25 protein-coding genes are annotated in these 24,937 nt (G+C 45.9%); 20 read left to right on the top strand and 5 right to left on the bottom strand.

What is annotated here, in order from left to right; all coding sequences use genetic code 11:
- Window positions 1-151 precede the first annotated feature (151 nt).
- The 5 genes from BC351_RS09925 to BC351_RS09905 all read left to right on the top strand — a co-directional run bounded on the left by BC351_RS09925 (window position 152) and on the right by BC351_RS09905 (window position 4,793).
- The gene (locus BC351_RS09925) at window positions 152-1,681 is read left to right on the top strand and encodes a spore germination protein (RefSeq protein WP_079411318.1); all 1,530 of its coding nucleotides are present in this window, start codon (window positions 152-154) and stop codon (window positions 1,679-1,681) included.
- Between the two features lie 54 nt (window positions 1,682-1,735).
- The gene (locus tag BC351_RS09920; protein ID WP_079411316.1) at window positions 1,736-2,935 is read left to right on the top strand and encodes a Ger(x)C family spore germination protein; all 1,200 of its coding nucleotides are present in this window, start codon (window positions 1,736-1,738) and stop codon (window positions 2,933-2,935) included.
- Window positions 2,936-2,941: 6 nt separating this feature from the next.
- Entirely contained in the window at window positions 2,942-3,178 is a 237-nt protein-coding gene (locus tag BC351_RS09915; RefSeq protein WP_079411314.1) for a hypothetical protein, read from the top strand.
- 26 nt (window positions 3,179-3,204) lie between these two features.
- On the top strand, window positions 3,205-4,326 hold the full coding sequence (locus BC351_RS09910; protein ID WP_079411312.1) for a GerAB/ArcD/ProY family transporter: 1,122 nt from the start codon (window positions 3,205-3,207) through the stop codon (window positions 4,324-4,326).
- Between the two features lie 89 nt (window positions 4,327-4,415).
- Window positions 4,416-4,793, top strand: coding sequence for an IDEAL domain-containing protein (locus BC351_RS09905; RefSeq protein ID WP_079411310.1), 378 nt, complete (start codon window positions 4,416-4,418; stop codon window positions 4,791-4,793).
- Window positions 4,794-4,884: 91 nt separating this feature from the next.
- Here BC351_RS09905 and BC351_RS09900 read toward each other — a convergent pair whose 3' ends face one another.
- Window positions 4,885-5,667 (bottom strand): 3'-5' exonuclease, encoded by a 783-nt coding sequence (locus tag BC351_RS09900; RefSeq protein ID WP_079411308.1) that lies wholly within the window; start codon window positions 5,665-5,667, stop codon window positions 4,885-4,887.
- 50 nt (window positions 5,668-5,717) lie between these two features.
- The gene (locus tag BC351_RS09895; protein WP_079411306.1) at window positions 5,718-6,869 is read right to left on the bottom strand and encodes an MFS transporter; all 1,152 of its coding nucleotides are present in this window, start codon (window positions 6,867-6,869) and stop codon (window positions 5,718-5,720) included.
- 274 nt (window positions 6,870-7,143) lie between these two features.
- On the opposite strand from BC351_RS09895, the gene BC351_RS09885 reads away from it, so the two are divergent.
- The 6 genes from BC351_RS09885 (at window position 7,144) to BC351_RS09860 (ending at window position 14,467) form a co-directional block, all read left to right on the top strand.
- Window positions 7,144-8,028 (top strand): SMP-30/gluconolactonase/LRE family protein, encoded by an 885-nt coding sequence (locus BC351_RS09885; RefSeq protein WP_079411301.1) that lies wholly within the window; start codon window positions 7,144-7,146, stop codon window positions 8,026-8,028.
- 154 nt (window positions 8,029-8,182) lie between these two features.
- The gene (locus BC351_RS09880; protein ID WP_158082040.1) at window positions 8,183-10,441 is read left to right on the top strand and encodes a helix-turn-helix domain-containing protein; all 2,259 of its coding nucleotides are present in this window, start codon (window positions 8,183-8,185) and stop codon (window positions 10,439-10,441) included.
- 52 nt (window positions 10,442-10,493) lie between these two features.
- Complete coding sequence (locus BC351_RS09875) at window positions 10,494-10,673, top strand: hypothetical protein (RefSeq protein ID WP_144028335.1); 180 nt, start codon at window positions 10,494-10,496, stop codon at window positions 10,671-10,673.
- 446 nt (window positions 10,674-11,119) lie between these two features.
- Window positions 11,120-11,977 carry an ABC transporter permease gene (locus BC351_RS09870; RefSeq protein WP_079411625.1) on the top strand — a complete coding sequence of 286 codons (858 nt, stop codon included), beginning with the start codon at window positions 11,120-11,122 and terminating at the stop codon, window positions 11,975-11,977.
- A gap of 17 nt (window positions 11,978-11,994) precedes the next feature.
- Window positions 11,995-12,873 carry a carbohydrate ABC transporter permease gene (locus BC351_RS09865; protein ID WP_079411293.1) on the top strand — a complete coding sequence of 293 codons (879 nt, stop codon included), beginning with the start codon at window positions 11,995-11,997 and terminating at the stop codon, window positions 12,871-12,873.
- A 70-nt stretch (window positions 12,874-12,943) separates the two neighbouring features.
- Complete coding sequence (locus tag BC351_RS09860) at window positions 12,944-14,467, top strand: extracellular solute-binding protein (protein ID WP_079411291.1); 1,524 nt, start codon at window positions 12,944-12,946, stop codon at window positions 14,465-14,467.
- A gap of 91 nt (window positions 14,468-14,558) precedes the next feature.
- On the opposite strand, the gene BC351_RS09855 is transcribed toward BC351_RS09860, so the two are convergent.
- Entirely contained in the window at window positions 14,559-16,277 is a 1,719-nt protein-coding gene (locus BC351_RS09855) for a sigma-54 interaction domain-containing protein (RefSeq protein WP_079411288.1), read from the bottom strand.
- Between the two features lie 231 nt (window positions 16,278-16,508).
- Between BC351_RS09855 and BC351_RS09850 the strand changes: the two genes are divergently transcribed.
- From BC351_RS09850 to BC351_RS41490, 3 genes are read left to right on the top strand one after another with little or no spacing between them, the layout of a single operon-like run.
- On the top strand, window positions 16,509-17,423 hold the full coding sequence (locus BC351_RS09850) for a proline dehydrogenase family protein (protein WP_079411286.1): 915 nt from the start codon (window positions 16,509-16,511) through the stop codon (window positions 17,421-17,423).
- A 54-nt stretch (window positions 17,424-17,477) separates the two neighbouring features.
- A complete protein-coding gene (gene pruA, locus BC351_RS09845; protein ID WP_079411284.1) occupies window positions 17,478-19,046 on the top strand; it encodes an L-glutamate gamma-semialdehyde dehydrogenase in 1,569 nt (522 codons plus the stop codon).
- Between the two features lie 3 nt (window positions 19,047-19,049).
- Window positions 19,050-19,241, top strand: coding sequence for a hypothetical protein (locus tag BC351_RS41490; RefSeq protein WP_144028334.1), 192 nt, complete (start codon window positions 19,050-19,052; stop codon window positions 19,239-19,241).
- 263 nt (window positions 19,242-19,504) lie between these two features.
- On the opposite strand, the gene BC351_RS09840 is transcribed toward BC351_RS41490, so the two are convergent.
- Window positions 19,505-20,161, bottom strand: coding sequence for a transcriptional regulator (locus BC351_RS09840; protein WP_079411281.1), 657 nt, complete (start codon window positions 20,159-20,161; stop codon window positions 19,505-19,507).
- Between the two features lie 182 nt (window positions 20,162-20,343).
- On the opposite strand from BC351_RS09840, the gene BC351_RS42155 reads away from it, so the two are divergent.
- From BC351_RS42155 to murI, 6 genes are all read left to right on the top strand, one after another.
- Entirely contained in the window at window positions 20,344-20,484 is a 141-nt protein-coding gene (locus tag BC351_RS42155) for a hypothetical protein (RefSeq protein WP_158082039.1), read from the top strand.
- 42 nt (window positions 20,485-20,526) lie between these two features.
- A complete protein-coding gene (locus tag BC351_RS09835) occupies window positions 20,527-21,606 on the top strand; it encodes a lactonase family protein (RefSeq protein WP_244208942.1) in 1,080 nt (359 codons plus the stop codon).
- Entirely contained in the window at window positions 21,603-21,917 is a 315-nt protein-coding gene (locus BC351_RS09830; RefSeq protein ID WP_079411277.1) for an MGMT family protein, read from the top strand. Before BC351_RS09835 ends, BC351_RS09830 begins: the two co-directional genes overlap by 4 nt.
- Window positions 21,918-22,080: 163 nt before the next feature.
- Window positions 22,081-22,611, top strand: a complete 531-nt coding sequence (locus BC351_RS09825; protein WP_079411275.1) for an ATP-dependent Clp protease proteolytic subunit — start codon at window positions 22,081-22,083, stop codon at window positions 22,609-22,611.
- A 117-nt stretch (window positions 22,612-22,728) separates the two neighbouring features.
- Window positions 22,729-23,508: a Cof-type HAD-IIB family hydrolase gene (locus tag BC351_RS09820; RefSeq protein ID WP_144028345.1), complete on the top strand. Its 780-nt coding sequence runs from the start codon at window positions 22,729-22,731 to the stop codon at window positions 23,506-23,508.
- 30 nt (window positions 23,509-23,538) lie between these two features.
- Entirely contained in the window at window positions 23,539-24,315 is a 777-nt protein-coding gene (murI, locus tag BC351_RS09815; protein WP_079411271.1) for a glutamate racemase, read from the top strand.
- An 80-nt stretch (window positions 24,316-24,395) separates the two neighbouring features.
- Here murI and greA read toward each other — a convergent pair whose 3' ends face one another.
- Window positions 24,396-24,866, bottom strand: coding sequence for a transcription elongation factor GreA (greA, locus tag BC351_RS09810; protein ID WP_079411269.1), 471 nt, complete (start codon window positions 24,864-24,866; stop codon window positions 24,396-24,398).
- Window positions 24,867-24,937 lie beyond the last annotated feature (71 nt).

Here is a 24,937-nt window from a genome sequence, read left to right as displayed (position 1 = left end):
AAGCTCCTTGTTGAGAAATAATAGTAACTTACAATCTTCTAAGTATAAATAGTGATCGCAAGAATGTAAATTTGATCATTTGCAGGGATGTATATACCAGAATTTAGAGGGGATAATGTAGGCATGTCATATTGTTCTAGGGGAATCCAACATGTTTGCTCATTGGCTGCGTCCCAAAAAGAATATAGAACCACCGCAACCTGCCAGTCAGAAAGAGACAACCACCACTCCAATCCAGTGCAGTCTTAAAGACAATATAGCCTATATCGAACGAAGCGTAGGATACAGCGCGGATATCATTTTTCGCGAAAGCACGTTTCATGCCATTGGAAAGTCGATTGTCATTATTTATACAGACGGACTTGTTGATGTAACCACGATTAATGATTTCATTATGAGATCATTAATGACGGACTCCGTCATTGCAGATCCTGAGGATGATCCATTGGTCGTTATGCAATCCTATACGCTTGCGATCGGTGAGATCAATCAAGTAGCGGATATGGAAAGTTTGCTAAATCATGTATTGTCGGGTGATTCCGTCATTTTAATAGAAGGGTCATCGGTCGGTATTGCCGCAAACACCAAGGGCTGGAAGGACCGTGGTGTGACAGAAACGAATGTAGAGACGGTCATTCGCGGACCGCGGGAAGCATTCTCAGAGTCAATAAGAACGAACACAGCTTTGATCCGCAGAAAAATTAAAGATCCTAATTTGTGGTTAGAGTCCTTTCAAATTGGTCAAGTCACGAAAACGGATATGGTTCTCATTTATATCCAAGGTGTGGCCCGCGAATCGCTGGTGACGGAAGTGCGCGACCGTTTGAAGAAGATTCGGATTGATGGTGTATTAGAAAGCAGCAACGTGGAGGAAATCATTCAGGATCAACAGATAACAGTCTTCCCCACCCTGTACAATTCGGAACGTCCGGATGTCATTGCGCTCGAGCTAATGCGTGGGAAAATCGCCATTTTATTAGACGGGACGCCCTTTGTACTGATTGCCCCGGCCTTATTTGAAACGTTCCTGAAAGCGTCAGAAGATTATTATCATCGAGTTGATATTAGTACCTTGATTCGAATGCTCAGATACGCCGGATTTCTTATCGCTTTATTGGCGCCTTCCTTGTATGTGGCGATTACAACATATCATCAGGAAATGATCCCAACCTCTCTTCTGATTAGCTTAAGCGCACAAAGAGAGGGGACGCCCTTCCCAGCCTTTATTGAAGCTTTGATGATGGAAGTCACGTTTGAGGTGCTGCGGGAAGCTGCACTTCGGATGCCTAGAAGCGTTGGCTCGGCGCTGTCTTTTGTCGGCACATTGGTAATCGGCCAAGCGGCTGTGGAAGCAGGTATTATATCGGCTGCCATGGTTATTGTAGTATCCATAACGGCAATATGCAGCTTTGTTTTTCCGTCGTATGACTTGTCCAATGCGATCCGCATTTTGCGTTTTCCGATGATGGCGCTCGCAGCTTCTTTCGGCTTGGTAGGCATCTTTATCGGACTACTTGTGCTTGTCATGCATTTGAATAGTTTGCAATCCTTCGGTGTCCCGTATCTAAGTCCGTTCGCTCCGCTCCAGTTGGAGAAGCAACGGGATGCGTTATTTCGCTTGCCCTTCCAAGCGACTTTTTCGCGGATTCGCGGCATGAACCATAACAAGGATACTAAGTAAGCGTAAGCCCTTCTAACAAATGTAGCCAAGTCATCTGAGGTAGGTGCTGTTGAGATGGGTGTAAAAAGCAGAGTATGGCTTCTTGTATGTTTAATAGCTGTGATGCTGCTGACTAGCGGCTGCTGGAGCCGTAAAGAATTGAATTCCCTCTCTATCGCGCAAGGCATTGGGATTGATCTGGAAGACAATCAGTACGTACTCACGGTACAGATCGTGAATCCGGGAAGCTTTGTGAAGCAGCAAGAAAGTATGAACACTTCGATTATCGTGTATTCCGCGAAAGGCGCGACCTTGAATGAAGCGGTTCGCCGGTTGTCGGCTTCTGTGGCAAGGAAAATATTTTTTGCCCATATTCGCATCGTGGTCTTCTCGGAGCGTGTTGCTAAGCACGGTATTGCGAAGCCGCTTGATTTTCTGATGCGGGATAATGAAATACGTTCTGATTTCAATGTCGTGATTGCCAGAGACAGCACAGCGAAGGAAGTTTTGAGCGTTCTTACACCGCTGGAGAAGATTCCATCCAATTATTTATTCAATGCGTTAGAGGTGGCGAATAAGGAATGGTCCCATGTGGTATCCGTTAAAATGGATGAGGTAGCGAACAATATTCTGGGAGAAGGGATGGACCCCGTGCTCAGCGGAGTTCGAATTCTAGGGGATAAAACCAAAGGAAAAGAAACGGCAAATCTGCAATTATCTGCCCCCTCGGTCAAATTCGAACATGCGGGCATTGGGGTTTTAAAGAAGGACAAGCTTGTAGGGTGGCTGGATGAAAATGAGTCGAGAGGTTATTCGCTTCTCACAGACCGTGTGCAAAGAACAGCGCTTCATATTCCTTGTCCCGGTGGCGGCAAGTTAGGCATAGATATCTCTCATGTGCACACGCAGTTGCGGAGCAAGGTTACGAACAATAACCCGGAAATATGGGTGAACAGCAGTGTGAATGGGAACATTTCAAGTGTTGAATGCCAAATTGATTTGTCGGATCTAGCGACGATTGAGAAGATCAACGAACAGGTGTCAACGGCTGAAAAGTCTCTTATGGAGCTGTCAATTCAGAAAGCCATAAGCCTCGGAACCGATATTTTTGGCTTCGGCATTGCCGTTCATCATGCTGACTACAAATTTTGGAAGAAGAACAAAAGCAATTGGGACGAGCGCTTTGCGCAGATACCGATCCATATCGAAGTCGTTTCGAGCATGAGCAACACAGGAACAATCGGTAAATCGCCTGTAACGGAAAAAGAGGAGTAGGAAGCAATGATCTTGGGAATCAGTGTATTTGCGATCTCGGTTCTCGCAGCTTATTTTGAAATTCCGAAGCTTCGTAATTGCGGGACAAAAGGGAACGTGAGCGTGTATCTGATCTTTTTGGCAATAGGAAACTTTCTGGTGATTTGGAGGACGCTAGGTCTGCCTTTCCTTAATCCGGGGGATTGGATCGAGTTTGCCATGAGACCTCTCACGAAGCTGCTTCTTTCTCTGGGTTTCATTTAAGGTATAACGGAAGGAGGTGCCTGAAGATGAATGAAATGCTGTCATCTCGCCAAATCATGATTCTTGTTCTCCTCTTTATGGTTGGAACGACGATACTCGTTGTTCCATCTGCGTTAGCGAATGAGGCGAAGCAGAATGCCTGGATATTGCAGATCGTGGGGACCAGTATCGGCCTTTTGTTTTTAGCTCTTTATATCCTTATTTTTAAGAGAAATAAAGGGCTGAACCTCTTTCAAATGAATGAAAGGCTGTTTGGACGTTGGCTCGGCAAAGGGATTAGTTTGTTGATTACGTTTGCAATTATGATTATTTGTGCCCAGGTATTATTTTATATCGGCAGCTTCATTACGACACAAATCATGCCGGATACGCCAGTTGAAGCCATTCACGTTTTATTTATCATCACCGCCATGCTTGGAGCGAATTTCGGAATAGCCAACTTGGCACGGACAGCGGAAATATTTTTCCCTTGGATTATTCTTTTATTCGTTATGTTTATTCTATTGATTATGCCGGAGGTTAAACCGGAGATGCTGCTTCCGATCGGCGAGTTGGAGGGGATGTCGCTCGTTCGAGGTACTCTGCAGGTTGTTAATTATTCCTACCTGCCTTTATTTATTACCTTTGCGGCTTTTAATTCAACGCTTGTATGGAAGCCCGGAATAGGAAAAGCTTTCGTAATTGGAGGCTTATTGAGCGGCATTTTTCTGATGATTCTGGTTTTGGTCAGTACGATGGTTTTGGGGCCAGCCAATTCAGAAACGCAAATCTATCCGACGTACGTGTTAGCGAGGAAAATCAATGTAGGGAATTTTTTGCAGAGAATTGAAGTGATTGTTGCCTTCCTTTGGTTTGTATTTGTGTACTTCAAGCTAACTCTTTATTTTTATGCGATGATGACGGGGTTCGGTGAGGTGTTCCAATTGCCCAATCAGGGGAAAATACTTTGCTTTCCTCTAGGGATGATTACGAGCGTGCTATCATTGGTGGTTTACCCGAATTTTGTGTATAAAACCAAATGGGATACGACAACCTGGACATCGGAAGCGATCTTGCTGGGACTGCTATATCCACTACTAATCCTCGTCATGACTACTTATAAAAATAAAAAGGCCAGCACCATCACCGCCAGTGGACCCAATAAATAGGACGCAGTCCTAAGAAGCAGTACTTGACAATACATACTGTAATAATTATAATTACAGTATAAAGTCTTTACTACTAAGAAGTGGCGGTGATGATGATGAACTTTACAATTAGTGATTGGGTAATGGCAGCAACGAACGAAGATGAATTGATTCATGGCTATGTGGAATCTATCGATACCCGGCAAGGAACGGCGCGCATTTATGTCATCGCATCCGATCATGACGCTGCGATTGGAAAAGTGATAGAGGTTGTTCATCATGATGTGAAGAAATTGCCTATAGCTGCATTTGATATAGAAGAACAAGTCAAAAGCTTGATTGATGTAGCGCTGGCTGCAAGAGATAAAGAATGGTTTGCGGAGCTGTTCGAAGAATTGATTCATATTAAACACAATGTGTCGAACCGACTTGAACAGAATTTGTTGCCAATATCCTACCACAACCGTCTAGGTGTTGACCAGTTCTGATCCATCGGAAGAAGAAAAGCCAATTCATTAGACTTGTCCGAAAGGAGGTCTAGTGGATTGGCTTTTTATATGGCGGATGAAATAATTATGCTTATATCTTCTGTGTAGGCGCTTTGGCTGGACGCTGATCTTTGGTCATCTCCACGGCAAATAATGCTTGCAGCTCCGCGAGCTTTCTTGGATCTGTTATGGCCATTTTCTCTGTGAAATAATGCTCGACAAGCAGTTCCCAAGTTGGAACGACTTTCTGTGCGGTAATCGCTCGAATGGCGGTCTTGACCAGCCTTCTTTCCTTCGCATTCGCATAGACGTCGACGTACTGCTGCTTGCGCTCGAAATCAAGCTCGCTAAATATCGCTCGAAATACATCGCCTGTCATTCGGGCATCATCAAGCGCTCTGTGAGCCGAACCCTCGGAGGTGATATTCAAATCAAGCAGCGCCCCTTCGACACTCACATCATTCGTTACATTTTTGTAACGGGTGAAGCCCTTCAATAAATCGAAATAAGAAGCTGACATCCAGAATCCGTCATCCATTTTGTGCATCCGTGTGTCAAAGACGATGCGTTTGAGATCCTCGCCGCCCCAGGTAATAAGAAGGAATTCCCCGCTGCGATTCAGCCAGTTCACGAAATTCGTAATGACCTTGGGAAAACCTTCAGCTTGATCAATATCTTCTTGCGGAATGCCGGTCTTCTTCTTAATAAATCCGTTTAGCTTGGAGAAATAAACCGGTTTGATCAGAGACGAGAACTCGTCCACAGGCTCTAATGAAGCATTTAACCTGACAGCCCCAATCTCGATGACCTCCATCGGCAATTCACTCGCAAATTTACGGCCGTTGAATTCGATATCCAAAATAATGTAGTCCATGTTGTTTGCCCCCGTTCGATCTCTGTGCTTTCCATTTTAACAGAAAATGCTTAGGATACCATCTTCCTTTTTCCATAGATTGCACTTAAAACCAGACTAAACAGCAGGCCGATAAAAGACATTCCTGAAATCCATAGATATAAAGGTTTCCCGCCAAAACTTTCATAGAACCATCCGCCTAAGTAAGAGGCGACGATTCCCGAAACGCCGAAGAACAGCAAAGCGAGTACGGTTTGTCCTGTTGCGCGCCATTCCTCAGGTACGATGCGGTACAGATATTGAATAGCCGCGGAATAAAAGATCGGGAAGGTGAAAGTTTGGAATAACTGCAAGTATACGAGTATATGAGGCTCTGTCACCCAAGCGGATAGGAAGAAGCGAATGAAGTAGAAGAAAGCCGAGAAACCAATAATCGCTAATTCTTTTCCTTTGCGAAGCCACCAGAAGCTTAAAGCGAACACGAGTATCTCGCTGCCCGCTGCCAGAAACCAAGCCTGCCCGACCAATTCAGGACTGCCGCCTAATTTGCGAATATAAACACCAAGAAAAGTATCATTGATCCGCTGCGGTACAGCAATAATAAAGATGAGCACCAGAAACCAGATCGTTTCTTTATTGCTTAGGAACGTCTTTAGGCTCTTCAACGTAATCGGCTTCCCGGTTACTGGAGCATCCGGCAAGGGCAAGCAGATCAGAATGCTGATAATGCCAATGCCTGCAAAAAGGAAAGCAAGGCTATTGATGCCTAAATATTGAATCGCATAACCAACAGCGAGTGACATCACGGCGTAGCCAATGGCGCCAAACGTTCGAATAGAGCCATAGCTGACTCCGTTTGCTTCTGCTGTCTGGAAGTTCAGACTTTCTGTCAAAGGGTCCAAAGGCATTAAGAAAAAGTATAACAGCATCGTAAACAGGAGCAGGATGACAAAGCTGTTGGAGGCATATAAGAAATAACCAACGACTGTCGAGCATCCCAAGAGAAGCAGCATAATTTTTTTAATCGTTTTGGTTCTGTCACTTATCATTCCCCATAAAGGCTGTGAGAAAATCGTAATGATACCGCCTGTTCCGATAATCAATCCAATTTTGGTCGCAGGAAGCCCTTGCGCATCCAGATAAACGGGAAGGAAGGAAACGAACATGGCCAGAAGGGCGAAATACAAAAAATTAAAAGAACGCAATAAATTTGAAGAATTCATAATGATGATGACCTATACCTTCCTGATTAAATGGCAGAATACGTTTGTAAAACTACATTCTATCATGCTGCTTGCCAGATTTCCAAAGAAAATTCTCAAGAGGCGATTAAATTTACACATAGTCACTGAGAACTATTATCATTTAAAATGGAGCATTCATTCTGACAGCATCGGCGGGATCCGAGTCGTACAAGCTTTCACAATGTCGATATTCCTGCATCTTCCAATCTCGCGGTATTCGGTTTACTATTGAGAGAAAGGAGCTGAATAGAAGATGAGTGCTGATCACGTCAAGCTTGTACTGGATGCCAAGGCAATATTAGGGGAAGGCCCCAGCTGGCATGCTGCACAGCGAAAGCTGTATTGGGTTGATATTGTGGGGAAGACGTTTCATCAATTCGATCCTGTCACGGGCCATAATGAACAGTTTCCTGTCGGCGAATATGTGGGTGCTGTCGTCAGCGCCGGCGCGAATAAGGTGATGTTGGCTACGCAATCCGGTTTTCAAGCCTACGATTTGGAGTCGCGCGAGCTTACTCCCTTGGTTGACCCAGAGTCGCATCAACCAGGCAACCGTTTTAATGATGGCAAGTGTGATTCTCGGGGGAGATTCTGGGCAGGAACGATGGAAATAGCAGAAACAGAGGCAACGGGTGCTCTTTATGTATTGGACAATGAGAGTAGCTGCCGCAAAGTCGTAGACAACGTTGGCGTTTCCAACGGTATTGCTTGGAGTTTGGACGAGACAGAAATGTATTACATCGATTCGCTGAAAAAGCTTGTTTATGCGTTTGCATTCGATGCAGTGAATGGGGAAATCAGCAACGCGAGAGTCTTAATTGATTTTCAAACGGAACAAGGCTTTCCGGATGGAATGACCAGTGATGCAGAAGGCATGTTATGGATTGCACATTGGGACGGTTGGCAGGTTTCCCGCTGGGATCCCAAAACCGCTCAGAAGCTGGCAAGCATTCCAGTCCCTGTAGCAAAGGTCAGTTCCTGCGTCTTTGGCGGAGAAGAGTTAGACACCCTGTATATAACGACAGCCAGCAAGGGAATTCAGCCAGGGCAAATGGCGGAGCAGCCGCATGCCGGAGGGATTTTTGCAGTGAAGCCCGGAGTCAAGGGTACGAAAACATATGGCTTCGGAGACAACTAATACATAAGGTTCAAAGCCGCTTAACACGGGGAGTGTTCCGTGTAAGCGGTTTTTTCTTCGGGTATCCATTTGGCAGCTTCTGAGAAATGCCTGTCCTCAAAATCGCATGCATATGTTACAATGGGAACCATTAATTCTGTTGATGGAGGATGCCATGCCCTCACGATACTCATTCCTAATCAAGCTTTTGGTATCTACTACGTTAATTAGCACGGTTCCGCTTTTATTCCTAGGTGTGTATGCCTTCTTCCAATCGACTTCGACCGTCCAAACAAAGGTGAATGAAGCGAATGTTTTCATTTTGCAGCAATCGCAAAGCCGCGTTGAACAGATTCTTAAGGTCGTCGATCAAGTATCCGGAAGATACGCGGAGACACCGTTTGTCGTCAATTCGGTTGCGAAAAAAATGGAAATAGAAGATTTTCAAGACATTGATTTGTTGGCAAAAGGTCTTCTGGGTGTACAAACCTATGAGCTGGGTGTCAAAACAGCCGAGCTCCACAGCATTCAGAACAAATGGTATATCAAAGATGGCGGTTTCTATTTTGGCACAGATAAAACCAAGGCAGCGGTCAACCTGAATTCGGCTTACAACTCTCGCTGGCTGCCTGATTCGGATCAAGCTTTTACCGGCATCAAGTTAATGAAAGCGATTCCTTCTTTGGCTGCTGAGCCCAAAGGCTACTTATTCGTCCGAATGTCGAGCGCCGAGTTGGCCAAGTTGTTGACTGGTGGTTTCTCGACGAGAGAAACGATGATTGTTGACGACAAGATGAACATTATCATCCACAGCAATCCCGAGAGAATCGGCCAAAACATCCTCTCCGAACCGTGGTCCGAAGAGCTGCAGAAAGCCGAGAAAACACAGGGGTATTTCAACAGCACTGTGTCAGGTAAACCATACAGCGTGATTTATAACCAATCTCGGTACAATAATTGGACTTATGTCTCTGTCATTCCGCTGGAGGAGGCTAAGAAAGAATCGGCTTCTATTGGCTGGGCTACCTTAACAGCGTGTGTGCTTTTACTCCTGTTTGCTGCGCTATTGTCATATTGGGCTTCCAAGCGGATCTATTTTCCAGTACGAAACTTGATGGAATTTACGATGAGTCACAGCAAACCGTCTGGCGGAAGAGTTGTTGTCAAAGACGAGCTGCATTGGATCGGGAATCAATTCGCATCCCTTCATCAGTCCAAGGAACAATTGGAAGGACAAATGAAGATTCAGTCGGGGCAGTTGGTTGATTACTTCATGTTGAAGCTTTTTCAAGGCGAGCTGTACCGCAGTGAAATGGAGGAGAAAGCGGAGCGCTTTCAACTGCCTGTGTGGCAAAGTTACGCGGTATTGGTGCTGCAAATTGATACGTTAGCCCAAACACGCTATAGTCTCAGTGAGCAGGATCTTCTGTTGTTTGCGATTAATAACATAGCCTCAGAGCTTATTCCTATTCCGCAGCGAATTCAGGCGATGCCGATCGGAAACTATCAAGTTACGCTTGTTGGCAGCGATGCAGACAATCACATGGAGCTGCTAAGCGAGTGGAGCGCTTTGGCCATGTCGGTCCAGAACGCTGCCGAGGAATTTCTTGGGCTCAAAGTTAGTATAGGCATAAGCCGGCCTTATACGCATTTGTTTGCGACTTCTCAGGCATTTCTCGAAGCCAAAGAAGCGCTGCAATATCGGATTCGACTCGGCGAAAAGGCGATTCTGCATTTGGATGACTTGAAGCCGAAGCAGGCTTCGCGGCAATACTATCCGCATCATTTGGTTTCAGAGCTTACCCAGGCGATAGTCTTTCTGGATAAGGATAAGGCAGAGGAGCTGCTTCACCAATTTATTCAAGATGTGCTGCGAGTAGAGTCCGATCCTAATCTGTACCGCATGTCCTTTGCTATGCTGCTGACGGATCTGATCCGCGTCTTGTATGAGATGGGGGATACCGGAGAACTGTTCTCTCAAGATCATCGCAATGAGTATGAACAAATGTTTGGACTGAAGACGCCGCAGGAAATCGAAGCGTGGTTCAAGTCGCAAATGATTTCTCCGATGATAGAATTGACGCGCAAACGGCATGAATCGTCGGGCAAAAGCATTTCTCGTTCGGTAATGGATCTCATCCATGAGCATTATGACAGTGATTTGACACTTGAGCAGTGCGCACTGCGTTTGAATTACAGCACACATTATATACGCCGGATGTTTCGCAAAGAATCGGGCATGAATTTTAGTGATTATTTAGCTGGCTACCGTCATGATATGGCGAAAAGTTGGCTCAGTGGAACGGAAATGAAGATTACGGAAATTGCTGAACGCCTGCAATATACGAATGCACAAAATTTCATCCGTCAGTTTCGTAAGCTGGAAGCAATGACCCCCGGTCAATACAGAGAACAGAAACGAGCAGAGCAATAGCTGCTTGTAATCAAAGGAGCAGATCAAACCTTGGCTAATGGGCCAAGGTTTTTTGCTATACAGAAATTTAGATGATTTGGAGCGCAAAGGGCTTGCCTCTTATTTATTTGCTGCTGCGGATGCGGATGAGGATGAAGATGAAGATGAAGATGAGGTGAGCCAGCTGTGGGGTAGTTGCGACCTGATAGGTAACGAACTCGCGCGAATGGGAACTACGTTCCCTTATTCATGATCCAAACAGCCATTTGGCTAGTTAGTCGGAACTACGGTACGCTAATTTGTCTAAATTGCTGGAATTTCTCACTAGCGAGGTGAAATAAGGGATCGTACTTCCCTTTCAGCTGTAAATATCGGATTCTGAGCCGATTAGCGGATCATAGTTCCTTTTCGTTAGGCAATTGCTTTTTTGGGGAGTACACAAGCTTTCAATGATTATAAGTAGGGTCGCTAATGATTATAAAGTCTGGATTTACGCTGGTTTTGCGTGTTTTAGGCAGATGGAGCGCTGTTGATTATTGAAGGCAATTTCAGGCTTCGATATGCTAACGCTGTCATAACAAACAAGGAGGACGATGAACAGTGGAACTGACTTCCAAGCCGTTAGAATCGGATACGGTTACACGGAGCGACGCCCGCCGAAGATTTAACCGTCTATTCAAAAACAGGTGGCTGTATCTGATGGCACTTCCCGGCATGCTCTACTTTATTATTTTTCGCTATTTCCCCATGTGGGGGCTGCTGATTTCCTTTCAGGATTATCAACCCGCCCTGGGCATGCTGCACAGCAAATGGGTGGGGCTTAAGCATTTCGAGCGTTTCTTCTTTGATGCCTCTTTCGCAATGCTGTTCAAGAATACGATTATTTTAGCCATTTACAATCTGTTTTTCTTTTTCCCGCTGCCGATCATACTGGCCCTGCTGTTAAATGAAATTCGCAAAGAGGCTTTTAAACGAACCATTCAAACGATTGTGTATATCCCGCATTTTGTGTCGTGGGTCGTTGTGGTGGGGATCTCCTACATTTTTTTCACAACCGAAGGCGGGATTGTCAATGATGTATTGGCTTCCATGGGTTTTCCCAAGATTGAGTTTCTGATTTCCAGCGAATGGTTCCGAACGATGATCGTTTCGCAGGTTGTGTGGAAGGAAACCGGTTGGGGAACGATTATTTTCCTCGCAGCCTTAGCTGGGGTTGATCCGCAATTGTATGAAGCTGCGAAGATTGACGGAGCAGGCCGCTTTCGTCAGGTGTGGCATATTACACTTCCGGCGATACGCAGTGTGATCGTCATTTTATTCATCCTTCGACTCGGCTCGTTTCTGGATACCGGCTTTGAACAAATCTTCTTGATGCTGAATGCGATGAACCGCGAGGTAGGCGAGGTTTTCGATACCTATGTCTACAATGTCGGTATCCAGCAAGGCCAGTTCAGCTACAGTACGGCAGTCGGCTTATTCAAATCGCTAATCGGGCTGGTGCTGGTCGTCAGCGCTAATCGGTTGGCCAAAAAATTCGGCGAAAGCGGTCTGTACTAAGAAGGGATAGGTGCAAAATGATCAATAAAAGTTTGGGCAGCCGCATTTTTGACGGCTTCAATTATACGTTTTTACTTGTATTCGCGTTAGTCACACTGCTGCCGTTTGTTTACATCTTGTCGGTTTCGTTCGCAGAGCCGGCAGAGGTGCTGAAACGTGGCTTTATCCTTTTCCCAACCTCCTTCTCCTTAGAAGGGTATCGCTACATTTTCTCCACGCAAACGATCGTGAACAGTCTGTTTGTTACGATTGGAATTACTGTCGTTGGGACATTTATTAATCTGCTGTTCACTTCACTGCTGGCTTATCCTTTGTCCAGATCGGATTTTGCCGGGCGCAAGCTCTTTATGATGATGATCGTCTTCACGATGCTGTTTCATGGCGGAATTCTGCCAACCTTTCTCGTTGTGAAAGCGCTTGGCATGCTGAACAGCTACTGGTCGCTGCTCATTCCGAATGCGATCAGCGCATTCAATCTGATTGTGGTCGTCAGCTTTTTCCGGCAGCTGCCGGAGGGGCTTGAGGAAGCGGCGAAGATTGACGGATGCAGCGATGTTGGCTTGCTTTTTCGGATCGTGCTGCCGTTATCAGCGCCGGTACTGGCTACTTTCGCACTCTTTTATGCCGTGGGACACTGGAACACTTTTTTCAATGCGATTATGTATATCAATGATTCCAAAATGTGGCCAATCCAGGTCTGGCTGAGGCAAATCGTGATCCTCTCGCAAGGCGGAATCGGCGACTCCACCCAGTTCGATCAGAATTATATTGCTCCACCGTCACAAATTATTAAGATGGCTGTCATTGTCATCTCTACGGTGCCAATTTTGATTGTATATCCTTTTCTGCAAAAGCATTTTGCCAAAGGGGTCATGCTTGGTTCCGTGAAAGGTTAAAATGTGTCCCTTTTGTATTGTGATTGGGATTCATTCATATAAAATAAGAATATAGGGAGGCAATACCACGATGAAAAGACATACGGGAATGAAGAAAGCCGGAATTGCGGCGATAGGGATGTTGGCTGGCACTGTTCTACTCGCTGGCTGTGGAAGCGAGAAAAGCCCAGCAGCGGGAAGTGCCGGAACGAGCAGCAAGCCCGAAAGTAAAGAGCCATTGAAGCTTAGCATCATGACATTAATGTACGCGGAGCCGCCTAAAGCGGACAGCGACGTACAAAAAAAGATTGAGGAATATACGAATACCAAGCTGGACATCTCTTGGGTGCCCAATTCTTCCTATAAAGAAAAAGTGAATGTTACGATTGCTTCGGGTGAGCTGCCTAAGGCGCTTCTCGTGCAAAATAACAAGGATTCGAATATTTTGAGCGCCGTGCGTGCAGGTGTATTTTGGGAGGTTGGTCCGTATTTGAAGGACTACCCGAATTTATCCAAAATGAATAAGTCCGTGTTCGACAATATTAAAGTGGACGGCAAGATTTATGGCTTGTACCGTGCCCGTGATTTATCCACGTACGGCATTATTTTCCGCAGCGACTGGCTGAAAAATGTAGGTCTAAGCGAACCCAAAACGATTGATGAGCTGTACAATGTGTTAAAAGCGTTTACTTTGAACGATCCAGATAAGAACGGAAAAGCTGATACTGTGGGCTTGACGGAAGAGAAAACGATGGATGGCTTCGGCGTCATAGCGTCCATCATGGGTGCGCCGAATAGCTGGGAAGTGAAGGACGGCAAGCTAAGCCCGGATTTCTTGGCGCCTGAATATTTTGAAGCGATGAAATTTTACAAAAAGTTGTATGATGAAAAGCTGATCAAGCAGGATTTCCCTGTATTAAACAATCAGCAGAAGAAGGATGACATTAACCAAGGGAAGGCAGGGGCCGTCATTTCCAATATGATTGATGGTGCTGGTTATCAGGCATCACTTGCCAAGACGTTCCCAGGTGCGGATGTGGATGTTGTCAGTCGTCTCAAAGGGCCTAAGGGAGAAAGGCTGCCAGGCGGGGTTGGGTACAACAGCGTATTCATGTTCCCCAAATCGAGTGTGAAAACAGAGGCGGAGCTGAAGCAGATTCTTGGCTTCTACGATAAGCTTTCCGATCAGAAGATGCTGGATTTGCTAGGATGGGGAGTCGAGGGCAAGCATTATAAAGTCGAAGACGGCAAGCCGGTATTCATTGATCAAAAGCTGCAGGATACCGAGGTTGGTTCGAGTTACCTGCAATTGCAAATAGCTAAATATACAGCCAAAACGACAGGCAAAGAAACGCCGCTGATGGAGAAGTATGGCAAGATGATCAAGGATAATGAAGCCATTGCGGTGAATAATCCGACCAATCCACTCGTCTCCGAAACACAGACGACCAAAGGCAGTGAATTAAAGCCGATCATTGATGATGCCCGCACGAAATTTATTTTGGGCAAATTGGATGAAGCCGGCTGGAAACAGGCGATTGAACAGTGGCGCAAAGCCGGTGGCGACAAAGTCATCCAAGAGTTTACTGAGCAATATGCGAAAAGCGGTCAATAAGTAAACTTGAATAACCCGAAGGGGCTGCTCGCAGGTCGAAAATGCTCGACCAACACCAAAAAACCCGGCAATCAAGCTGCCGAGCTGAGGTTTATTCTAATTGATACTCTTTGATCTTATTGTACAAAGTGCCGCGGGAAACACCCAGCAGCTTGGCAGCAGCGCTTTTGTTTCCTGCAGTTTTGAGCAAAGCTTCTTCAATTAATGTGATTTCTTCATCTTCCGATACTTTGGCTTTGAGAATCACAAGGGAATCAGCTTCTGTCGCAATGAGACTAGGCTGCAGTTCCTGCAAGACGGATGGTAAATGATCAAGAGTGATGATGTCTTCATCGCTAAGAATGATGCATCGCTCTATGACATTTTTTAATTCCTGGATATTGCCTGGCCACGTGTAATTGGTCAAAGCCAGGATAACCTCTGGCGAAAGCGTTGGAACCGGCTTCTGATACTGCGCGGAGAATTGTTTGAGATACATCTGCACCATGGCTGGAATATCTTCAATACGATCACGCAAAGGCGGGATGCGAATGGAGATGACATTGAGCGCATAATAAAGATCGGAGCGGAATTCCTGATTAACCAGTTTGCTGGCTAAATCTTCCCTCGTTGCAATGATAATCCGAGTTCTTAAGCTGATCGGCAGGCTGCCGCCGGAGCGAACGATGGTTTGCTGCGTGATGTAATGGTAGAGCTTGGCTTGCAGGTCCAGTGGAAGTTTTTCGATTTCATTAATAAATAAGGTGCCATCCTTGGCTTGTTCCAGCTTGCCGGCCTGCCCGCTGTCACTGCCGCTGAACGTCCCGCCTTGGAAGCCAAATAATTCAGCCTCAAGCAATCCCGCGGGCACAATGCCGCAATTAACCGTCAAAAACGGTTGATTCGCTCGAGGACTGGATTGATGAATAATATGAGCAAGCTGCTCTTTGCCAACACCCGATTCTCCAATAAGGAGGACGGGTGTTTCTGTTGCTGCAACCTTTTTGGCCCATTGGATAACTTTGCCGATCGCAGGACCTTTTCCTTTGATTAAGGTAAATAAATCTTCCGAGTGCTCTTTGTGCGGCAAGCCGTAGGAATCTGCGGTCGTTAATTGTTCATTCAATCGCACCAATTGTGTGATATCTTGTTCCGTTGCGATGCCGCCGATGATAAGGCCATTATCGTCTCTGATCGGCGAGGCATTGATTAAGACATGGGTATCTGGTCGAGGGCGGTGATAAGTGTTACGAATCACACGGCCTTCGTCTAATATTTTCAGAACCATCAGCGTTTCGACATCAAAATGCTCGCCAATTCGCTTGCCCAAAATATCTGCGCTTGGCAAATGATAAAGCTCTTCAGCGACAGAATTCCAGCATATCACTTCGCCATTGCGATCAACGACAGTCACGGCATCAGTAACCGTTTCGGCAAGTGCTGAGAAATAAGAGGACCATTTGTGCTGCTCGGTTATTACGGCTTGTAAGCAAGCTGATAAAAGGGAGTATCCCCGAATCTGTCCAGCTTCATCCTTGAAGAGCAGCGGGCGCTGCGCAGTCTGATCTAGCTGTGAAATCAGGCCCGATTCGTCCCAATCTGCCCACGCGGCAGCAAAAAAATTGGTTTTGGACAATACCTCTTGCAGGTTGTTGGCTGAGAAGACGGGCAGGAGTGCTGCATCTTCCGGTGTGAACAGATGTATCTCGCTGCTCTGTGAAGCAATAACAGCGGTGCCTTGATGTAAATAGGAAGAAAGCTCTTCCAGTGTTGTTTCCAATGGTAATTTGACGAAATTGGTGTTCAACGAAAGGTGTTCATTTTTGAACATAGTTGACCTCATTTGTGTAGCGTTCATTTGCTTTAAATTTACCATGAATACCAAGGTGATTCAACACGCTGGACGATGGATGTGAGTATGATGAAGGATAACCGATAAAAGTGTTTAAAGTTACTCAAAATATATTTTTGAACAAATAGTGTTCAAATTATTGTTTATAGTGTACAATAAAATTAAATAATTAAACACTATTGTACAAATTCCATTGGGGGAATAACACATATGGAACTTATTATGAAAAATATGTTTCAATCCTTGGGCAAAAGTCGCACAGCCAACCGATTAGCCAAAAAATATGGTTTACGCTTCGGCGCGGCACGTTTCGTAGCCGGAGAGACGATTCAACAATCGATTACGGCGGTTCGAGGCCTTAATCAGGATGGCCGTGTTGCGACACTGGATCATTTAGGCGAATTTGTTTTTAGCGAAGAAGAGGCTTTGGAATCTGCCGCGATGTGCATAAAGACGTTAGATGCGATTGCTGAGTCCGGTGTGAAGTCCAATCTTTCGTTGAAGATGACTTCTCTGGGGCTTGATATTAGCAGAGACCTTTGCGTAACCAGCATGAAACGTATTCTTGAACGTGCGCGCGTGCATAACAATTTTGTGCGGATTGATATGGAAGACTATGCGCACTGCCAAATCTCGTTAGATATTTACAGGGAACTTCGAAAAGACTATGACAATGTCGGTATTGTTATCCAAGCTTATTTGTTCCGTACGATGCAGGACATCGACGATTTAGCTTCTCTTGGAGCTAATCTGCGGCTTGTGAAGGGCGCTTATAAGGAGTCTCCACAGGTAGCTTTCCCGGATAAAAGCGCGGTCGATGAGAATTATAAAAAAATCATTGAAAAACATCTGACCAACGGACATTACACCGCTATTGCCAGTCATGATGAAGCCATTATTAAGCACACCAAGCAATTTGTCAGCGAACACGGAATTTCGAACGATCAATTTGAGTTTCAGATGCTGTACGGGATTTGCGATGAGCTGCAAAAACAATTAGTCAAAGAAGGCTACCGAGTTCGTATTTATGTGCCTTACGGAGTAGACTGGTTTGGTTATTTCATGAGAAGACTGGCTGAACGTCCAGCAAATGTCTGGTTTGTTCTGAAAAATATGTTCAAGTAATCAAAACCTGAGATAGGTACAATTCAGCTTCCCCAATTTGAGAGGAGAGATCCCATGCGTACTTTTACAACTGTTAGTCCTTATGTTAATGAGCCTTTTACTGATTTTAGCCTTGAGGTGAATCAAAAAGCGCTGCAGGCGGCTATTGCCAAAGTGAAAGATGAACTAGGTCGTGAATACCCGCTTCGTATTGGTGCTGAAAAAGTCATGACTGAAGCCAAAATTACGTCCATTAATCCGGGCAATCTAGATGAAGTGATCGGTTATGTGAGTAAAGCGGATCAAGCCCTTGCTGAGAAAGCAATGAATGTGGCGCTGGAAACGTTCGAAACGTGGAAAAAGGTGCCCCCGCAAGAACGCGCGGAATATTTGTTCAAAGCTGCGGCTTTAATGCGTGCTCGCAAACATGAGTTTTCTGCTTTGATGATTTTGGAATCTGGTAAAAATTACGTGGAAGCGGATGTAGATACCGCAGAAGCTATTGATTTTATCGAGTTCTATGCGCGAGAAATGATTCGTTTAAGTGAAATCAATGAGACGCAGCCGCTGGTGAAAATCCCCGGAGAAAACAACCGCATTTCCTATATTCCTTTAGGCGTTGGCGTTGTGATTCCACCTTGGAATTTCCCGCTTGCGATCTGTGTCGGGATGACGACAGCGGCGGTTGTTTCCGGTAACACGGTGCTTCTCAAGCCTGCTTCAACCACACCGGTTATTGCGCATAAATTTGTAGCGCTGATGGAGGAAGTAGGTCTTCCTGCAGGTGTTATCAACTTTATTCCGGGCAGCGGGGCTGAAGTGGGAGACTATCTAACGACGCATCCGAAGACGCGTTTTATTAGCTTCACAGGTTCCAAAGAAGTCGGTTTGCGTATCAACAGACTTGCGGCGGACACGGTTCCAGGGCAAATCTGGATCAAGCGTGTTGTCGCTGAAATGGGTGGCAAAGACGGGATCATCGTAGATGAAACGGCTGATCTCGACGCAGCTGCTGCTGCGATTGCAGCTTCGGCTTTCGGCTTCCAGGGCCAGAAGTGTTCGGCTGGTTCTCGTGCTGTCATCGTAGAATCCGTCTACGATCAAGTCGTCGATAAAGTGGTCGCCTTGACGAATAAGCTGCAGAGCGGTCTGCCTGAGCTTAACTTTGCGGCAGGTCCTGTTATTGACAAAGCTTCCTATGATCGAATTCTGGATTACATCGAAATCGGGAAAACAGAAGGCACCCTTCTTGCCGGCGGCGGGAAGGCAGAAGGCAATGGCTACTACATTCAGCCAACGGTGTTTGGAGATGTAGGCGGTAAAGCGCGCTTAATGCAAGAAGAGATTTTCGGGCCTGTTTTGGCTATTGCCAAAGCCAAAGACTGGAAAGAAGCAATCGCGCTGTACAACGATACAGAATTCGGGTTGACGGGTTCTTACTTCTCAACCAATGAGGAGCGTATCGCTGAGGCTCTTGACACCGTACATTGCGGCAACTTGTATATCAACCGCAAATGTACAGGAGCTTTGGTAGGTGTTCACCCATTCGGCGGCTTCAACATGTCGGGAACGGACTCCAAGGCAGGCGGCTACGACTACCTGCTGCTGTTCACTCAAGCGAAGCTGACTTCGCGCAAGGTTTAATGGTTGACAAGAGAAGGCGGACGTGAGTCCGGCCTTCTTTTTTGTATGCGGCAGGGGTTGGCGTGCGAAGCATCGCTTGGCGTACGCAGCAGCGCTTTGCGTACCCAGCAGCGCTTGGCGTACGCGGCTGCACTTGGCGTACACAGCTGCGCTTCGCCTAAACCGCTGGGTGAGAGCGGCGTGGCGCTTGTTTGATTTTGCTCAAATCAAGCCCTTAACTATCGGGAGGGAACTATGTTCCCTTATTCATCATCCAAACAGCCATTTAGCTAGTCAGACGGAACTACGGTACGCTAATTTGCCTAAACTGATGGAATATCACCCTTCAGAGGTGAAATAAGGGAACATACTTCCCTTTCAGCAACAATTATCAGATTTAGAGTCAAATAGCGGATCATAGTTCCTTCTCGAGCGCATTGTTGCCCAAACTTTCCGCAGCCAGGCCTGTCACTTCGAGATTAAACCGCTAGATTAAGCTGGTACATGCGGGCACGTTCCTGTCCTTTGGTTACAACTAGCAACTGCATGCCGCATAGACGCTGCAGAATCATCCTTGCGTATTTCGTGCTTACTTTGAGATGAGCCGCAAGCTCGGAGGGTGGGAAGGGACGAAGCAAGCCTCGTGCGAATCTGACGGTTTCGCTTTCAACCCAAGACAAAGATTCGGGGCGTGCGCCTGAAATGAATTTTTCGATAAAAGAAAGCATAAGCTGCTGACATTGCTTGGGTGACTCTGAGATCGAAGGAAAGGCAATCGGCATGACGACCCATCCGTCCAAAGCCAGATGACAATGGCGAAAACACTGGTCCTTGAATCGCCATATTTCGATATCTCTGGCGTGGGAGCTGTAGCCTTGAATCTCGATTGCTCCTTTTATTTCACCGGGCATATAGGCAAAGTCCAAGTAGCGGTATCCATTGGAGAAATCTCTGACCTCCCATTCAGGGTATAAATGGTTGAAATGTCCTGCTGCAGGATACCAAACACATCGTAGGAACTCTGTTTCCGCATGTCCCAGTCCACGCTCTAACCGTTCTCGCCGGCGATTGTTCGTCTCCGCAATAATTTGTGCAGACATGAACGCCTCGAACGCTTGTTCAAATTTCATCCCCATCATCCTATCTTCCTTAGATTTGCCCGGTAATAAAACAAAACGCCGCTTTCCTTAATGTCCGACCAGGAATGAACCCTGAGCGGCATCATGGAAAGCAGCGTGTGCTTCACGACCAGCTTGATTTAGATATTTAAAGTATACCTGATTTCGAAGCGGGGTGCCAGCTGGGATAATCGGGAAAGATGCCAATTCTAGCTTGCTGGAGCTTGGGCGGGCATGACGAATCCTGGGCGGGTGTTGTGCGTCGGCGCATGCTGGCGGTCAAACCATTGCTGCAATCCTCGGTCACCTGCCGAACGCTTGCTCCTGAGAAGGGGATTTGAGATAATGAATTTATACATAGTTGAAGAATGGGAGTGGCATGCTTGGATACGAACAAAAAGACATTTGCCTTTATAGGTTCATATGCGGAATCGAATCAGCCCGGAGTTTACACTTGCCAATATGATGTGGAGAACGGCAGCTTAGAAGTTGCGCATCAAGTGGAGGGGCTGCAAAATCCAACTTTTGTGGCGATTGATGCGAAGAATTGGAAGCTTTACTCGCTCACAGAAGGCGTAGATGCCAATCAGCAGCGCTGTGGAGCAGCAAGCTCTTATCACATTAATCCTTCTTCCGGGGAGTTAACGTTTATTAACAATGTGATCACGCTGCCGGCAACGACGTGTCATATTACATTGGACCGTTCAAATGAAGTCGTTATGGTCGCCAGCTACCATGGAGGAATGGTTGGGCTGTCTCCCGTGCTTCCAGATGGGGGCATAGGCGCTACCGCTGATATTCAGCAGCACCAAGGAGCAAGTGTCTTGTCCGTGCAGGACAGACCACGTGCGCATTCTGTTTTCTTGGATCGCAAGAACCAGTTTGCAGGCGTGTGTGATTTGGGCTTAGATAAAATTATCATGTACAAGCTGGACCTCTCAGAGAAGAAGCTTGTTCCCCATCATGAAGTGCAGATAACTCCGGGATCAGGTCCAAGGCATTTTGCCTTTCATCCGTCGTATCAATTCGGTTATGTCATCAATGAACTTGGCTCTACCATTACGGCTTTCCGTTATGACGAGGAAAACGGCAAGTTAACGGAAAGCCAAACCATTTCTACACTGCCTGATACATTTGAAGGAGAAAATGCCTGCGCAGATATTCATGTATCGCCTGATGGCCGATTCCTTTATGGCTCCAATCGTGGACATGAAAGTATCGTGATTTATGCAATCGACGCTGATTCGGGCCTATTATCGCTCGTTGAGTATGCGCCTGTGCTAGGGAAGCACCCGCGTAATTTTGCGATCTCTCCGGATGGGCGATATGTGCTTGTTGCAAATAAAGACACGGACAATATTGTCTCCTTCTCTCGAGACGCGGCAACAGGGAAACTGACTCCAACCGGAAGCGAGCTTAAGCTGTCTAAGCCGGTTTGCATTAAATTCGCAGAAGCGCAATGACACCATTTACGCAGCGCGTTATTCAGATCATCAAGGCTATCCCGGAGGGGAAGGTCATGACATACGGGCAGATCGCTCGACTCGCCGGAAGTCCAAGAGGAGCAAGGCAGGTGGTGCGCATATTGCATGCGATGAGCACCAAACATCGTCTTCCTTGGCATAGAGTCATCAATGCGCAGGGTGAAATCGCGATTCAAGATGATGAAGGATCCCATATGCAAAGCTTTTTGCTGCAAGCCGAGGGTGTCGCGATCAAGGATCAGCGTTATATTTCACTTGAACAATACCGGCATGAGATGGAGCCATTATAGCCTTTTCCGACCTCACAACTTGATGATTCAGTTGTGGGGTTTCTTTTTTGGATGATGGAACACTTAGCCCAAAAGTTGAGAAAAGAATAATCGGTAGTTACAAAGTTTAAAAGACGAGAATAGACTAACTGTATCAGTAGGCCATACGGACAGGAGGCATGTTATGAATGACAGAACCTTGTATCTATTCGATGGCATAAATAAAAGCTCTGTGAAAACAATTGTGGAACAAATCATGAAAATTAATCAATATGATGATGACAAGGATAAGCGAGAGAAGGATTTCAAGCGTCTGCCCATTGACCTGATTATTAATAGCAACGGTGGCAGTGTGTATGATGGCTTGGCTTTGATTAATGTAATTGATAATAGCAAGACGCCTGTGCATACCTACGTGTATGGACTTGCTGCTAGCATGAGCTTACTGATCGCCGTAAGCGGCCATAAACGGCACGCCGGCAAACTAAGTACATTTATGTATCATTCGGTCTCTACACATATTGACGGGCATTTGGAGCATCTAAAGAACCGTGTGGATGAAACACAGAGGCTGCAAAACATCTATGACGAGTACATTTTATCGAAAACCAAGCTGCGTTCCGACGAATTGCTCCGTGTTCAGGAGAATCAGCGGAATTGGTATATGAGCCCGGATGAGGCGTTGACGCATGGGATCATTGACGAAATTGTATAAAAGCGGAGAAGAGGAGCCGAGAGGATTCTCTTTTTCTTTGTTTTTTATCGCTATTTGGTGTTTAATGAAAGAAAGAGAGTTGGTAGGCAGCTTGTGCTGCCGCCTAGGGAAAGGGAGATCCGCACCGTGTACAAAATTGTCTTTTTTGATATTGATGGTACGTTAGTTAACGAAGAGAAAGAAGTTCCCGTTAGTACGATACAAGCTATTCATCAATTGAAAGAGCAAGGCATTGAGCCCGTTATTGCCACGGGGAGAGCGCCTTATTTCATTAAACCGTTAGCTGAGCAGCTTGGCATAGATTCCTACGTGTGCTTAAACGGGGGTTACGCTGTATACCGCGGCGAGCCGCTTTATAGGCGCATTATGGCCAAAAGCAGCATCGAAGCTTTGGTCAATTTGGCTGCAAAACACAAGCACTCTCTGGTATTTGAAGGAGAGCATGCTTACTTCACTGACACGGAAGATCATCCGTTTGTAATTGGGGCCGTATCGTCCTTGAAAGTAGATTTGCCTGCCTATGATCCGCATTTCTGGAAAACGAATGATGTTTACCAAATTTTCCTGCATTGTGAAGATGGGGATGAGCAGTTGTATGAAGAATTACAGAAGGAATTCAAGCTGATCCGTTGGCATCAGCAAGCGATGGACGTATTGCCTGCCGGCGGCTCGAAAGCACAAGGAATCGCCGCGATGCTGGAGCTTCTAGGTTTGAAGCCGGAAGATGCTGTTGCATTTGGCGATGGTTTGAACGATATGGAGATGCTGGATTTTGTCGGATTTGGCATTGCGATGGGGAATTCCCACAAGGATTTGCTGCCTTATGCCGATCACGTAACTACGCATGTGGACGATGAAGGCATTCGCAACGGCCTGGTTACGGCAGGGCTGCTCTAATTAAGCCAGAATACATATAGGGTGAATACAATGAGAATAGCTTTTTTTGATTCAGGGATAGGCGGAATATCGGTCTTGCACGAAGCCATGAAGCAGCTGCCGCATGAGGATTTTTTATATTTTGCAGATACGCTGCATGTGCCCTATGGGACCAAATCGAAGGAAGAGGTTCTTGCTTTCGTAAAAGAGTGCGTGGAAGCGATTCACAAGGAAGAGGTTAAAGCTCTTGTCATTGCTTGTAATACGGCGACCAGCATTGCGATTACAGAGTTAAGAAAGCTCTATGATATGCCTATTATCGGGATGGAGCCTGCGGTTAAGCCAGCACTTGAAATGAACCGTTCTTCAGGCAAAAGAGTGCTCGTGTTCGCGACACCTTTGACACTGAAGGAATCCAAGTATCGAGATTTGGTTTCACGCATAGATGATACAGGGATGGTAGATTCGCTGCCGCTCCCTGAACTTGTTGAATACTGTGAGAAGTTTCAGGTGGAAGGTCAGTCTATTATCGCATATTTTCAAGGGAAACTATCGGAATATGATCTAAGTTCCTATGGGACTGTTGTTCTGGGCTGTACGCATTATCCTTTTTATAGACGAATTTTGAGAACCATTTTGCCAGCGCATATTCAAATTGTTGATGGCAGTGCAGGAACCGTTAATCGGCTGATTCAACTCTTAGAGCATCGCGGTCAACTCCGTGGAGAAGGACGGGGCGATCTTAAGTTTATGTGCTCGAGCCACGACGCGGCTTACATCCAGAAGTTGGAACGCGCCTTGCATCTGTTTCAGGAAGTTGGCGTATAAATGACATACAAAAAGGCGTTGTCCGACAGCAGATGCTGCATGACTACGCCTTTTTTCTGGTTTACTTTGGAATGTGTTTGTTACACTCTGATTTCAAGCAGCTCATAGGTTATGACACCCATAGGGGCATTAACCGTTATTGTATCGCCAACCGATTTATTCATAAGCGAGATACCAAGCGGGCTTTCATAGGAAATTTTGTTTTCATTAACATCAGCCTCAGAGGTGCCGACGATTTTGTACTCGATTTTCTCAGCAAATTCTACATCATTCAGGACAACAATGGAGCCAACCTGAACTTTGGAGGTGTCGATATTCTTCACAACACGAGCCTTTTTCAGCATTCTTTCAATTGTCAAAACTCGGGTCTCCATGAAGGATTGGTCATTTTTGGCAGAATGATATTCACTGTTTTCCTTCAGATCTCCGTAACTGATAGCCATCTTGATCCGGGCTGCCAGTTCTTTGCGTTTAACTGTTTTTAAGTCTTCAAGCTCTAATTCTAAACTGCGTAAACCCTCTGGGGTTAATATGATCTCGTCATTGGACATGTTTACAGCTCCTCATTTATTCGATACTTGTTATACTACTAAAGTAACAGAGGCAAGTAAAGCAACCCTTT

The sequence above is a fragment of the Paenibacillus ferrarius genome (assembly GCF_002027705.1).
In the GTDB taxonomy this organism is placed as follows: domain Bacteria; phylum Bacillota; class Bacilli; order Paenibacillales; family NBRC-103111; genus Paenibacillus_E; species Paenibacillus_E ferrarius.
The sequence above is the reverse complement of the archived record's forward strand: the minus strand, read 5'-3'. Positions and strand labels throughout refer to the sequence as shown.